Genomic DNA, 12,086 nt, shown 5'->3' on the forward strand with positions numbered 1-12,086 from the left:
CCCGCGACCCCCACGTAACCCGACCCCTCGACGCGCCCGATAGCCTTCGGCCATGACCTCCCTGCTCCGCGGCGGAGCCGCGAATGTGAACAGCGCGGCACGTCGCCGCCGCACCGTGGCCGCCCTTGGCGCCGTCTCCGCCGGACTCCTCGTCCTCTCGGCCTGTGACAAGCCGACGCCGCTGGCCACCGTGACGGTCGGCAGCAAGTCGGTGAACACGGAAGCCTCCTGCTACAACGACGGCAAGGAGCTCAAGGACTCCCAGCTGAAGTCCTGCCTGATGGACAAGGACGTCAAGTCCATCAAGGTCGATCCCGACGAGAAGGTCCGCTTCGGCGTCGACCCGGAGATCGCCGAGAAGGGCTGGACGCTGCTGATGAACGGTCAGCCGCTCACCGAGGCCAGCAAGAAGACGTACGTGGTCATCCCGGGCAGCGTCTTCTTCAACCAGCAGTACGGCGGTGGCGGCAGCAAGTCGACCGTCAGCCTCCTCGAGGGCGGCAAGGGCGGCACGCAGAAGGCGACCGGCCTGTGGTCGTTCAAGTTCGAGAAGGACTCCGACTCCTGACCGTGACCTCACCGTCCGGTCCGCGCGTCCTCGTCGCCACCGCCGTCCCAGCCGAGCTGGAGGCGGTGGCACGGGGGCTGCCCGCGGGCAGCGGCGTCGACGTGGTCACCGTCGGAGTGGGCCCCGCCGCCGCGGCGGCCGCGACCGCCCTGCACCTGGGCGTCGCCGCACAGCACGACCAGGCGTACGACCTCGTGATCTCCGCGGGCATCGGCGGCGGCTTCGCGCCCGACGCGCCCCTCGGCTCGGTCGTCGTCGCCGACGAGATCACCGTCGCCGACCTGGGCGCCGAGACCCCCGAGGGCTTCGCGCCCGTCACCGAGCTCGGCTTCGGCGCCGTCACCCACCGTCCGCCGCTTTCCCTCGTACGGGACGTGGCCGGTGCCTGCGGTGCCGCGAGGGGCACCGTCCTCACCGTCTCCACCGTGACCGGCTCCGCCGAGCGCGCCGCCGAGCTGCGGCTGCGTCATCCGCGCGCCCTGGCCGAGGCGATGGAGGGCTTCGGTGTCGCCGAGGCGGCCGCCCTGCACGGCCTGCCCGTCCTGGAGGTCCGCGCGGTCTCCAACGCCGTCGGCCCGCGCGACCGCGCCGCCTGGCGGATCGGCGACGCGCTGACCGCGCTGAGCGACGCGTTCGGGAAGTTCGCGCCGGTACTGAGGAGTTGGAACACACATGACTGAGCCCCAGGCCACGGCCCTCGACCGCGCGCTGCGCATCGCGTACTCGCCCTGCCCCAACGACACGTTCGTCTTCGACGCCTGGGCGCACGGCCGGGTGCCGGGCGCCCCCGAACTGGACGTCACGTTCGCGGACATCGACATCACCAACGGCATCGCGGAGCGCGCCGCGTCCTCCGCGCAGGCGTCCGACCTGGACGTCCTGAAGGTGTCGTACGCCGTACTCCCCTACGTCCTCGACGCGTACGCGCTGCTGCCCTGCGGCGGCGCGCTCGGCCGCGGCTGCGGGCCGCTCGTCCTGACGCGTGAGGCAGGAGTCGACCTCACCGGCAAGACGGTCGCCGTGCCCAGCGAGAAGTCGACGGCGTATCTGCTCTTCCGCCTCTGGGCCGCGGACACGCTCACCGGCGGTGGCGTCGGCGAGATCGTGGTGCTGCCCTTCGACCAGATCATGCCCGCGGTGCGCGACGGCAAGGTCGACGCGGGCCTGGTCATCCACGAGGCGCGCTTCACGTACCAGAACTACGGCCTGCACCGTCTCGCCGACATGGGCGAGCACTGGGAGGCCACGACGGGGCTGCCGATCCCACTGGGCGCGATCATCGCCAAGCGGTCGCTCGGCGATGATCTGCTGCGCTCCCTCGCGGACGCCGCCCGCGCCTCGGTCCGCATGGCCTGGGACGACCCGGAGGCCTCGCGCCCGTACGTCCTGGAGCACGCCCAGGAGATGGACCCGGCGGTCGCGGACCAGCACATCGGGCTCTACGTGAACGAGTTCACGGCGGACTTGGGCGAGGACGGCTACGCGGCCGTACGCGGACTGCTGACGCGGGCGGCGGCGGAGGGGCTCGTCCCCGCCCTGGCGCCGGACGCGCTGGCGTTCCCCTGAGGACCGGGGTCCGGGGTCCGGGGCGGAGCCCCGCGCGTCAGACGTCCAGTTGATCCGCTACCGCTCGCAAGAGCCCCGCGATCTTCGCGCCCGAGGCCTTGTCGGGGTAGCGGCCCTTCTCCAGCATCGGCGTGATGTTCTCGAGCAGCGTCGTCAAGTCCTGGACGATCGATGCCAGTTCGTCCGGCTTGCGGCGCTGCGCGGCCGCCACCGACGGGGTCGGGTCGAGGATCGTCACCGACAGGGCCTGGTCGCCGCGCTGCCCCGCGACCACACCGAATTCCACACGCTGGCCCGGCTTGAGTGTGTCGACGCCGGCGGGCAGTACGGAGGAGTGCACGAAGACGTCGCCGCCGTCGTCGCGGGAGAGAAAGCCGAAGCCCTTCTCGCTGTTGAACCACTTGACCTTGCCGGTAGGCACGTGAAGTCCTCGTCCTCGTACTCGTCGTACTCGTCTATGCCGCATCCGCCCGTCCGGTAGGACGGGCAAAACGGCTCTGGATAGCACTACAGCGGGTCGCCCGACCCGCCGGCACCAAGACTATTGGTCCGTGGGCCGGTGACAAGACGTCCCCGGATTCTTCCTACGCGCTGGGAACTACCCTGGTCGGGTGCGTGACAAAACCCAAGCGAATTCCGCCGGTCCGGGCGATGGCATGGTCCGGACCGGAGCAATCGTCTTCTTCGTCGGAGCCGTGGCCACACTGGTCACCGTGGCCCCGCTGTTCCTGGGCACCGATCCCTTTCCGTCCATCGCGTACGCGGTGTGCATGCTGATGGGCGTCGGGTTCCTCATCGCCGCGGCCGGAGTGCTGCGCGGCATCGCCGTGCAGCGCCGCCAGGCCAAGGCCAACGCTACCTAGCGGCGCCCTGCGCGACGTACGCATCCAGCCAGGCGGGGAACTCCGTCAGATCGCCGAGGACCACGTCCGCGCCCGCCGCGCGCAGTTCCGCTGCGTCGCACGGCCCGGTGGCGACCGCCACGGAGAGCGCGCCCGCCGTACGTGCGCCGCGTACATCACCGGTGTGGTCCCCGACGTACGCCGCCGCGTCGTGCTCGCGCAGCGCCTCGGCCTTCGCCTCCGCCCACAGCCAGCCGATGACCGCGTCGGCCTCGATGCCGAGGTGCGACAGATGCAGCTTCGCGTTCGGCTCGTGCTTGGCGGTCACCACGATCGCCCGCCCGCCGTGCGCGCGGACCGCCGCGACGGCCTCGCGGGCGCCGGGCATCGCGAGCGTCGGCTCTATGGCGTGTGTGGGATAGATCTCACGGTAGAGATCGCCCATTTCCTGGATCTCCGCCTCGGGGAACCAGTGCCGCAACTCCTCCTCCAGCGGCGGCCCGAGCCGTGTCACGGCGAGGTCGGCGTCGATGTACGCACCCGTTCGCGCGGAGAGCGCCCGGTAGGCCGCCCTGATGCCGGGCCGGGAGTCGATGAGGGTCATGTCGAGGTCGAAGCCGACGGTCGGCGCGCGTGAGGTCATGCGCCCATTGTGCCGAGGGCGGTGGCCGGGGCCGCCCGTAGACTTAGCCAAGCCTTACCGACTGCCGTTCCCCTCCCCCCCCGTCACTCCCCGTGAAACGAGCTCAGCCGATGCGTGTGCCCGTCAGACGCGCTGTCGTGATGACGGCGGCCGTCGTGGCCCTGCTGCTCGCGGTCCTGCTCAGCCTCGCCGTCGGCGCCCGCGCGATCGCGCCGTCCGCCGTCCTCGACGCGCTGCTGCACGGCGGGCACAGCGACTCCGCCGAAGTGATCCGTGAGATGCGGGTGCCGCGCACCGTGATCGGCCTGATGGTGGGCGCCGCGCTCGCCCTCGCCGGCACGGTCCTGCAGGGCATCACCCGCAACCCGATCGCCGACCCCGGCATCCTCGGCATCAGCCAGGGCGCGTCGGTGGGAGTCGTCCTCGCCATCGCCTTCGCCGGGGTGCACACACTGACCGGATACGTGTGGTGGGCGTTCGTCGGCGCCGGGATCGCCTCGGTCGCCGTCTACGCCATCGCGTCCGGCGGGCGGGGCGGCGCGACCCCGGTGAAGCTCGCGCTCGGCGGCGCCGCGATCAACGCGCTGCTCGTCTCCGTGACGACCGCGATCCTCACCACCAAGGCCTCCGCGCTCGACGAGTTCCGCTTCTGGCAGGTGGGCTCGCTCTCCGGGCGCGACGCCGAGATCGTCGGCCAGATCTGGCCGTTCCTGCTCGTGGGTCTGGTGCTCGTCCTCGCGGTCGCGCGGGGCCTGGACGCGCTCGCGCTCGGCGAGGACGTGGCGAAGGGGCTCGGCCAGAACGTCGCGACGGTACGGATCGTCGGCGGACTCGGCGCGACGATCCTGACCGGCGCGGGCGTGGCCGCCGCCGGGCCCGTCGCCTTCATCGGGCTCGCCGTGCCGCACATCGCTCGCGCGATCGTGGGCAGTGATCATCGGTGGGTGCTGCCGATGGCCGCCGTCCTCGGGCCTGTGATGCTGCTGGTCTCCGACACGGTGGGGCGCGTGATCTTTCCGCCCAGTGAGGTGCCTGCGGGTGTGATGACCGCGCTCATCGGGGTGCCGTTCCTTGTGACCTTGGTGCGGAGGAAGGCGGTGGCTGCGTGAGCCCGGTATCTCCTGAACCGCCGCTCCGCGGCGGAAGTCTCCCACCCACCCGCCCGATTGCCCCACGGCGCGTACGTCCCGCCGGATACGCCGTTCTTCGTGTGCGGCGTGCCGCCCTCCTCGTGCATCGGCGCGCCGCCGTCGTCGCGGCCTGCCTCGCTCTGCTGCTCGCCGCCGGCTGTCTCGCGTACCTCTGTGTCGGTGAGTCCTTCGTCCAGCCCGTCGAGGCCCTCAAGGTCGTCTTCGGGCAGCCCTCGGCCGACGAGTTGGTCGTGGGCACGCTGCGCGAACCCCGCATGGTGGTGGGGCTGCTCGTCGGCGCCGCGTTCGGCGTGGCGGGCGCGCTCATCCAGACCGTGGCCCGCAACCCCCTCGCAAGCCCCGACATCATCGGCATCAGCCAGGGCGCGAGCGCGCTCACCGTCGGGGCGATGACCTTCGGGATCACGTCGTACACGGTCCTCCCCTACCTCTCGGTGATCGGCGGCATCGCCGCGGCCGCGCTCGTGTACGTCTTCGCGTGGCGCGGCGGCCTGCACGCCACCCGCTTCGTCCTGATCGGCATCGGCTTCGCCATCGCCCTGCGGTCGGTGACGACGCTCTTCATGACCAAGGGCGACTACCTCGTCGCCCAGCAGGCCCAGATCTGGATGACGGGCTCCCTCAACGGCCGCGGCTGGGCCGAGGCGAACCCGCTCGGCCTGACCCTGCTCGTCCTGCTCCCGTTCGTCCTCTGGGCGGCCCGCGCGCAGCGTTCGGTCACCATGGACGACGACACGGCGACGTCGCTCGGGGTGCGCCTGGGACGCGTACGCCTCGGGCTCGTCCTGCTCGGTGTGGTCCTCGCCTCGGTGGCGACCGGCGCCGCGGGCCCCGTCGACTTCGTGGCGCTCCTCGCCCCGCAGATCGCCCGCCGCCTCACCCGCACCGCGCAGATCCCGCTGCTGTGCTCGGCGCTGCTGGGTGCCCTGATCGTGGTCCTGGCGGACCTGCTGGCCCGTCGGCTGTTCTCGCCGACCGAGCTGCCCGTGGGTGTCCTGACGGCGGCCGTGGGCGCCCCGTACCTGATCTGGCTCATCATCCGCAGCCGTTCCGTCCGCAATGGAGGCACGTCGTGACCGCCCGCCTTACGGCCAGCGAGCTGACCCTCGCCTACGAGGACCGCACGGTCGTCGACCGCCTCGACCTCGCGATCCCCGACGGCAAGGTCACCGTGATCGTCGGCCCCAACGCGTGCGGCAAGTCCACGACGCTGCGGGCGCTCGGCCGACTGCTCAAGCCGAAGAGCGGCGCGGTCCTGCTGGACGGTGAGGCGCTCGCCGAGCTGCCCACCAAGAGGATCGCCCAGCAGATCGGGCTGCTCCCGCAGACGCCCGTCGCGCCCGAGGCGATCACCGTCGCCGACCTCGTCTCGCGCGGCCGCCAGCCCCACCAGCACTGGTGGCAGCAGTGGTCGGACGAGGACGAGAAGGCGGTGACGGAGGCGATGGAGCGCACCGACGTGGCCGCGCTCGCCGAACGCTCCGTCGACGAGCTCTCCGGCGGCCAGCGCCAGCGCGTGTGGATCGCGATGGCGCTCGCCCAGGACACGGACCTGCTGCTCCTGGACGAGCCCACGACATATCTGGACATCTCCCACCAGGTCGAAGTCCTCGATCTGGTACGCCAGTTGAACCATGACCGCGGCCGCACGGTCGTCGTCGTCCTGCACGACCTGAACCAGGCGGCGCGCTACGCCGACCACCTCGTCGCCATGAAGAGCGGCGAGGTCGTCGCCGAGGGTGCCCCCTCGAAGATCGTCACCGAGGATCTCGTGCGCGAGGTCTTCGGCCTGGAGTGCGTGGTGGTCCCGGACCCCGTGACCGGCTCCCCGCTGGTCGTCCCCGGGGCACCGTGGTCCGCGACCGCTCCCGCCCCCTCCCCCGCCTGACCTCACGAAAGGCGTCCCCATGGCCTCCATGGTTCCCATGACCCGCTTCCGCTCCCCGCTGCGCCGCCGTCGCCCGCTCGTCACCGGCGCCCTGGCCCTGACGGGTGCGCTGACGCTCGCCGCCTGCGGTTCCTCGGACTCCGACGCGGGCTCCGCGGACTCGGGAAAGACCCACACGGTCAAGACGGCGATGGGTGACGTCGAGGTCCCCGTCAGCCCTCGGCGCGTGGTCGTCCTCGACACGGCCGAGCTGGACTCCGCGATCACCCTGGGTGTGAAGCCGGTCGGCTCCACGCACGTCGAGGCGGAGTCGGGCTTCCTCGGCTATCTGCCCAAGGACGAGGTCGACGGCATCAAGGACGTCGGCGAGATGATGAACCCGAACATGGAGGCCATCGCGGCGCTCGAGCCCGATCTGATCCTGACCTCCAAGATCCGGCACGCCGCGAAGTACGACCAGCTCAAGAAGATCGCGCCGACGGTGATGACCGAGACGACGGGCTACCCCTGGAAGGAGAACTTCCAGGTGCACGCCGACGCGATGGGCAAGCAGGCCGAGGCGGAGAAGGTCGTCGCCGACTACGAGGCGCACACCAAGAAGGTCACGGAGGCCATCGGCGGCCCCGCGAAGGCCGAGCGGACCGAGGTCAACGTCATCCGCTTCATCGAGGGCGCCGACATCCGCCTCTACGGCGACCAGAGCTACATCGCCACGATCCTCAAGGACGTGGGCCTGGGCCGCGCCCCGATCTCCGCGAAGGCGAAGGACGGCTTCTCCTACGACCTGTCCCCCGAGAAGATCGACCTCGCGGACACGGACGTCATCTTCCAGTCCACGTACGGCGATCCGAAGAAGGCCAAGGAGACGCAGACCGTGGGCAGCAGCCTGTGGAAGAACATGAAGGCGGTGAAGTCGGGCAACGTCCACACGGTCGACGACGAGCTGTGGATCCAGGGCATCGGCTACACGGCGGCGGAGAAGATCCTGGACGAGATGCAGAAGGACCTGACGGAGAAGAAGTAACTCCCCCGCACATCACGGCCGTTGCCGCTGCGATCTCCACAGCAGGAAGAGCGCGGAGGCGACGGCCGCGCCGCGCACCACCCATGGCCAGGTCTCGGCCATGGCGTCGCTCATGTGCCCGTCCTTGATCGGATCGCCCCAGCGGCCGTCGCTGCGCCCCCACAGCCAGGTGATCCCCGCGGCCGCCACGAGCCCCGGGAGGCCCATGACGGCGAGCTTGACCTCGGTGCGGGTGAGCCTGCGGGAGGCGTAGGCGATGAGCCAGCCGCCGCCGAGGGCAAGCCAGTTGTCGAGTACGGCGCCGACGGTCAGCAGGGCGGCGGCGAGGACGAGCAGCGGGTTGCCGAGTCCGGCGCCGGAGCCTCCGGGAAGGCGGGGGATCCAGCGCCGCCCGCGCCCTTCCTCGCCCTCCTCGACTCCCTCGCCTTCCTCGTCCCCCTCTTCCCCTTCTTCCCTCTCGCCCTCTTTGCGGAGAAGGTCGCGGGGGCGGTCGGCATCGTCCGGGGACGGCGGGGGCTTGAGTATCTCGGGGATCTCCACGCCGCCGACGAAGCCGGGGACGCTGTCGGCGAGGCCGAACGGGCTGCTGTCCACCCGCCACCAGTCGGGCTCGGAGCCACTGGGTCCCAGCTCGTCGGAGCCGGCGAGGTGCGGGGGCGAGGCCCAAGGTCCTTGCGGTTCCGCCTCTTTGGGAGCTTCCGGGGCTTCCGGGGTCTCGGCCGCCTCTGGGATCTGCGGGGTCTGCGGGGCGGCGCGGCGAGGCCGGGGCACCATGCGCCGAAGCCGCTTGGAGGTGCCGTCCCCTTCGCGCTGCGTCGGCACGGCGGCGGTCGGGGCGCTCGCCTGCGCCGATACGTCCCCGGGGGCGCCGCCCGCGGCCTCGACGACCTCTTCCGGGGTGCCGAGCCTGGCGAGGATGCGGCGGACGGCGGCGGGGCTGTCGACAACGGCCTTGGAGCGGCTGCTGTCGATCCTGTTCCGCAGGTCGGAGACCAGGCGCATGCGGGTGCCGGACGGCAGCTGCCGCTGCTGGGCAAGGTCTCCGACCCGGCTCAGATAGTCGTAGACCAGCTGGTCGCTCTCGATCCCCACGAAGTCCCCTCCGGGGCGGCACCGTTGACACCTCGCCCCGCCCGACGGTACCGCGTCGGCCCCGGCGCGGGCGCCGGGTCGGGATAGGCTCCGGCACCGTGAGACAGCGGACAGTGAGCACGCGAACACGTACAAGCATCGCTTCGGCGGGAATCCTCCTCGCCCTCTCCCTCTCCGCCCTCGCCGCCCTCTGCGTCGTCCAGCGCATCCCCATGGCCGACGCCCTCGTCTACCGGGCCGAAGGTGCCGCCGTGGCCCGCGGTGGGGATCTCTACGGGTTCACCGTCACCGAGTGGGAACTCCCGGCCACGTACCCGCCGTTCGCCGCCGCCCTCTTCGTCCCCACTGCCTGGCTCCCCCTGCCCGCCCTCAAGCTCGCCTTCCTCGCCGGGAACGTCGGCCTCCTGGCCCTCCTCGTCCACCTCTCCTGCAGGCTGACCAGCCTGCCCACCCGCGCCGCGCCCCTCTGCGCCGCCACCGCCCTCGGCATCTGGCTCGAACCCGTCTTCCAGACCGTCCTGTTCGGGCAGATCAACCTCGCCCTCGCCTGTCTGATCCTCTGGGACCTGACCAGGCCGAAGGGCGCCACGGCCAAGGGATGCGCGCTCGGCGTCGCCGCCGGGATCAAGCTGACCCCCGCCGTCTTCATCGCGTACCTCTTCGTCACCGGACGCGTCCGCGAGGCCGTCACCGCCACGGCCGCCTTCGCCGGAACCGTGGTGTTCGGCGCGCTCGTCCTGCCCGCCGCCAGCGTCGAGTTCTGGACCACGCGGATCTTCGAGACGGGCCGCGTCGGCAAGGCCTGGATCGTCGACAACCAGTCGCTGCAGGGCCTGGTGGCCCGGCTCACGCACGACGCGGAACCGGGCCTCGCCTGGGCCGTCCCCGCGGCGCTGACCGCCGCCGCGGGGCTCTGGCTGACCCGCCGCGCCGCAGGCGAGCCCCGCGCCCTGCTCCTGACCGCGTTCACGGCCCTGCTGATCTCCCCGATCAGCTGGTCCCATCACTGGGTGTGGTGCGTACCGCTCCTGGCCCTGCTGATCGCCGAGGGCAGACCGCGCCTGGCCGCGGCGGTGGCCGTGCTCTTCACGGCCCGCACCTTCTGGCTGCTGCCCCACCAGGGGGACCTGGACCTCCATCTGGCGTGGTGGCAGCAGCCGTTGGCGTCGCCGTACGCACTCCTTGGCGTGGCGCTGCTCGCGTCAGTCCTCGACCAGCAGGATGTCCGCGTCGTCGAACACCCGCAGGACGACGAGAAGCAGGCGGCCACGCGACACCATGTACTCCGCCACGATCTGTGAGGTCAGGCGGATCTCCCGGTCCTGCTCGCCCACGCCGATCGCCCGCGAGTGCTCCGTGTACGGATCGCGCGCCAGGATCTCGATGGCCTTGTCGAAGGACGCCCTGCGCACGGGGTCGAGGCGGTCGCGGTCCCGGGCCGCGGGCTCGGTGTAGAGCACCTCATAGATTTCCTGGTGAGGCATGGCGCCCTCCTTGCCCTTGACGTGCCTGTGGTTCATCGGCTTCCCGCCAGCTCCCCAGCGTACCGATCGGCGATGGACCGCGGGGAGCGGACCGGAAGCTCTCCCTGTCGTCAGCCCCCGGCCAGCAACTCGTCCGCGTCCACGATCCGGTACGCGTACCCCTGCTCGGCCAGGAACCGCTGCCGGTGCGCGGCGAAGTCCTGGTCGATGGTGTCCCGCGCGACCACGGAGTAGAAGCGGGCCTCGTGCCCGTCCGCCTTGGGACGAAGGACCCGCCCGAGCCGCTGCGCCTCCTCCTGGCGCGACCCGAACGTGCCGGACACCTGGATGGCGACCGTGGCCTCCGGCAGGTCGATGGAGAAGTTCGCGACCTTGGACACGACGAGGACGGAGATCTCGCCTTCCCTGAAGGCGTCGAAGAGCTTCTCGCGCTGCGCGTTCGTCGTCTCGCCCTTGATGACCGGCGCGTCCAAGTGCTCGCCCAGCTCGTCGAGTTGGTCGATGTACTGCCCGATGACGAGGGTCTGCTCCCCGGCGTGCTTCTTGACGAGCGCCTCCGTCACCTTCCGCTTGGTGGCCGTCGTCGCGCAGAAGCGGTACTTCTCCTCCGCCTCGGCGGTGGCGTACGCGAGCCGCTCGGAGTCCGTGAGATTGACGCGGACCTCCACGCAGTCGGCGGGCGCGATGTAGCCCTGCGCCTCGATCTCCTTCCACGGGGCGTCGAACCGCTTGGGACCGATGAGCGAGAAGACGTCGGACTCGCGCCCGTCCTCGCGTACGAGGGTCGCGGTGAGCCCGAGGCGGCGGCGCGCCTGCAGATCGGCGGTGAACTTGAAGACGGGCGCGGGCAGCAGGTGCACCTCGTCGTACACGATGAGGCCCCAGTCGCGGGAGTCGAAGAGCTCCAGGTGCGGATAGACGCCCTTCCGCTTGGTCGTCAGCACTTGGTACGTGGCGATGGTGACCGGCCGGATCTCCTTCTTCGTACCGCTGTACTCACCGATCTCGTCCTCGGTCAGGGACGTCCGCTTGACCAGCTCGTGCTTCCACTGGCGGGCGGAGACGGTGTTGGTGACGAGGATGAGGGTGGTGGCCTTGGCCTGCGCCATGGCACCCGCGCCGACGAGGGTCTTGCCCGCGCCGCAGGGCAGCACGACCACGCCGCTCCCGCCGTGCCAGAAGCCCTCGACGGCCTGCTGCTGGTAGGGCCGCAGCGCCCAGCCGCTCTCGTCGAGGTCGATCTTGTGCGCCTCGCCGTCGACGTACCCGGCGAGGTCCTCGGCGGGCCAGCCGAGCTTCAGCAGCGTCTGCTTGATCTGCCCGCGCTCGGAGGGGTGCACGACGACGGTGTCCGGGTCGATCCGGGCGCCGACGAGCGGCTGGACCTTCTTGGACCGCAGGATCTCTTCGAGGACGGGCCGGTCGGTGGTGGTGAGCACGAGCCCGTGGGTGGGGTGCTTGGAGAGCGTGAGGCGGCCGTACCGCGCCATCGTCTCGGCGACGTCGACGAGCAGCGCGTGCGGCACGGGGTAGCGCGAGAACTCCACGAGCGCGTCCACGACCTGCTCGGCGTCGTGTCCGGCGGCGCGGGCGTTCCACAGCCCGAGCGGGGTGACGCGGTAGGTGTGGATGTGCTCGGGGGCCCGCTCCAGTTCCGCGAAGGGCGCGATCGCACGGCGACAGGCGTCGGCCTGCTCGTGGTCGACCTCGAGCAGGAGGGTCTTGTCCGACTGGACGATGAGGGGACCGTTCACGCGAGCGCCCTTTCGTTTGGCCAAACGTCCAGTGTGCCGCATGCGCCGGAGATCAAGGGGGCCCTGCCGTCGTG

At 71.2% G+C, this 12,086-nt stretch carries 14 protein-coding genes; 9 read left to right on the forward strand and 5 right to left on the reverse strand.

Going from position 1 to position 12,086, the window contains the following annotated elements:
• The first annotated feature begins 52 nt into the window (after nucleotides 1-52).
• The 3 genes from AB0B50_RS39340 to AB0B50_RS39350 are packed head-to-tail and all read left to right on the forward strand — an operon-like array spanning nucleotide 53 to nucleotide 2,134.
• On the forward strand, nucleotides 53-568 hold the full coding sequence (locus AB0B50_RS39340) for a DUF2771 domain-containing protein (RefSeq protein WP_362341077.1): 516 nt from the start codon (nucleotides 53-55) through the stop codon (nucleotides 566-568).
• On the forward strand, nucleotides 532-1,248 hold the full coding sequence (locus AB0B50_RS39345; RefSeq protein ID WP_362341078.1) for a futalosine hydrolase: 717 nt from the start codon (nucleotides 532-534) through the stop codon (nucleotides 1,246-1,248). The genes AB0B50_RS39340 and AB0B50_RS39345 overlap by 37 nt, the downstream gene beginning before the upstream one ends.
• The gene (locus AB0B50_RS39350) at nucleotides 1,241-2,134 is read left to right on the forward strand and encodes a 1,4-dihydroxy-6-naphthoate synthase (protein ID WP_362341081.1); all 894 of its coding nucleotides are present in this window, start codon (nucleotides 1,241-1,243) and stop codon (nucleotides 2,132-2,134) included. The genes AB0B50_RS39345 and AB0B50_RS39350 overlap by 8 nt, the downstream gene beginning before the upstream one ends.
• A gap of 37 nt (nucleotides 2,135-2,171) precedes the next feature.
• Here AB0B50_RS39350 and AB0B50_RS39355 read toward each other — a convergent pair whose 3' ends face one another.
• Complete coding sequence (locus tag AB0B50_RS39355; protein WP_055701393.1) at nucleotides 2,172-2,555, reverse strand: cold-shock protein; 384 nt, start codon at nucleotides 2,553-2,555, stop codon at nucleotides 2,172-2,174.
• Nucleotides 2,556-2,745: 190 nt separating this feature from the next.
• Here AB0B50_RS39355 and AB0B50_RS39360 point away from each other — a divergent pair, with 190 nt between their 5' ends.
• A complete protein-coding gene (locus tag AB0B50_RS39360) occupies nucleotides 2,746-2,997 on the forward strand; it encodes a hypothetical protein (protein ID WP_362341083.1) in 252 nt (83 codons plus the stop codon).
• Here the strand turns inward: AB0B50_RS39360 and AB0B50_RS39365 are convergent.
• Nucleotides 2,990-3,619, reverse strand: coding sequence for an HAD hydrolase-like protein (locus AB0B50_RS39365; protein WP_362341085.1), 630 nt, complete (start codon nucleotides 3,617-3,619; stop codon nucleotides 2,990-2,992). The genes AB0B50_RS39360 and AB0B50_RS39365 overlap by 8 nt on opposite strands.
• A gap of 110 nt (nucleotides 3,620-3,729) precedes the next feature.
• Here AB0B50_RS39365 and AB0B50_RS39370 point away from each other — a divergent pair, with 110 nt between their 5' ends.
• The 4 genes from AB0B50_RS39370 to AB0B50_RS39385 are packed head-to-tail and all read left to right on the forward strand — an operon-like array spanning nucleotide 3,730 to nucleotide 7,682.
• Nucleotides 3,730-4,728: an iron ABC transporter permease gene (locus AB0B50_RS39370; protein ID WP_362341090.1), complete on the forward strand. Its 999-nt coding sequence runs from the start codon at nucleotides 3,730-3,732 to the stop codon at nucleotides 4,726-4,728.
• 56 nt (nucleotides 4,729-4,784) lie between these two features.
• Entirely contained in the window at nucleotides 4,785-5,846 is a 1,062-nt protein-coding gene (locus AB0B50_RS39375) for an iron chelate uptake ABC transporter family permease subunit (RefSeq protein WP_362341237.1), read from the forward strand.
• Nucleotides 5,843-6,658 (forward strand): ABC transporter ATP-binding protein, encoded by an 816-nt coding sequence (locus AB0B50_RS39380; RefSeq protein WP_362341092.1) that lies wholly within the window; start codon nucleotides 5,843-5,845, stop codon nucleotides 6,656-6,658. Before AB0B50_RS39375 ends, AB0B50_RS39380 begins: the two co-directional genes overlap by 4 nt.
• Nucleotides 6,659-6,686: 28 nt before the next feature.
• Nucleotides 6,687-7,682, forward strand: coding sequence for an iron-siderophore ABC transporter substrate-binding protein (locus AB0B50_RS39385; protein ID WP_362341240.1), 996 nt, complete (start codon nucleotides 6,687-6,689; stop codon nucleotides 7,680-7,682).
• Between the two features lie 12 nt (nucleotides 7,683-7,694).
• Here the strand turns inward: AB0B50_RS39385 and AB0B50_RS39390 are convergent, their stop codons facing one another.
• Entirely contained in the window at nucleotides 7,695-8,774 is a 1,080-nt protein-coding gene (locus AB0B50_RS39390; RefSeq protein ID WP_362341094.1) for a hypothetical protein, read from the reverse strand.
• A gap of 212 nt (nucleotides 8,775-8,986) precedes the next feature.
• Here AB0B50_RS39390 and AB0B50_RS39395 point away from each other — a divergent pair, with 212 nt between their 5' ends.
• Nucleotides 8,987-10,075 carry a glycosyltransferase 87 family protein gene (locus AB0B50_RS39395; protein ID WP_362341242.1) on the forward strand — a complete coding sequence of 363 codons (1,089 nt, stop codon included), beginning with the start codon at nucleotides 8,987-8,989 and terminating at the stop codon, nucleotides 10,073-10,075.
• Here the strand turns inward: AB0B50_RS39395 and AB0B50_RS39400 are convergent.
• Both AB0B50_RS39400 and AB0B50_RS39405 read right to left on the reverse strand, forming a co-directional pair.
• Complete coding sequence (locus tag AB0B50_RS39400) at nucleotides 9,977-10,258, reverse strand: hypothetical protein (RefSeq protein WP_362341097.1); 282 nt, start codon at nucleotides 10,256-10,258, stop codon at nucleotides 9,977-9,979. The two genes, AB0B50_RS39395 and AB0B50_RS39400, sit on opposite strands and share 99 nt — an antisense overlap.
• A gap of 110 nt (nucleotides 10,259-10,368) precedes the next feature.
• Nucleotides 10,369-12,012, reverse strand: coding sequence for a DNA repair helicase XPB (locus AB0B50_RS39405; RefSeq protein WP_362341099.1), 1,644 nt, complete (start codon nucleotides 12,010-12,012; stop codon nucleotides 10,369-10,371).
• Nucleotides 12,013-12,086: the final 74 nt, after the last annotated feature.

It is taken from the genome of Streptomyces sp. NPDC041068, assembly GCF_040647455.1.
In the GTDB taxonomy this organism is placed as follows: domain Bacteria; phylum Actinomycetota; class Actinomycetes; order Streptomycetales; family Streptomycetaceae; genus Streptomyces.

Excerpts from the sequence above, each read along its gene's own strand:
- AB0B50_RS39340 (WP_362341077.1), top strand. The coding sequence starts at position 53 with ATGACCTCCCTGCTCCGCGGCGGAGCCGCGAATGTGAACAGCGCGGCA.
- AB0B50_RS39350 (WP_362341081.1), top strand. The coding sequence starts at position 1,241 with ATGACTGAGCCCCAGGCCACGGCCCTCGACCGCGCGCTGCGCATCGCG.
- AB0B50_RS39365 (WP_362341085.1), bottom strand. The coding sequence starts at position 3,619 with ATGACCTCACGCGCGCCGACCGTCGGCTTCGACCTCGACATGACCCTC.
- AB0B50_RS39370 (WP_362341090.1), top strand. The coding sequence starts at position 3,730 with ATGCGTGTGCCCGTCAGACGCGCTGTCGTGATGACGGCGGCCGTCGTG.
- AB0B50_RS39385 (WP_362341240.1), top strand. The coding sequence starts at position 6,687 with ATGGTTCCCATGACCCGCTTCCGCTCCCCGCTGCGCCGCCGTCGCCCG.
- AB0B50_RS39395 (WP_362341242.1), top strand. The coding sequence starts at position 8,987 with ATGGCCGACGCCCTCGTCTACCGGGCCGAAGGTGCCGCCGTGGCCCGC.
- AB0B50_RS39400 (WP_362341097.1), bottom strand. The coding sequence starts at position 10,258 with ATGCCTCACCAGGAAATCTATGAGGTGCTCTACACCGAGCCCGCGGCC.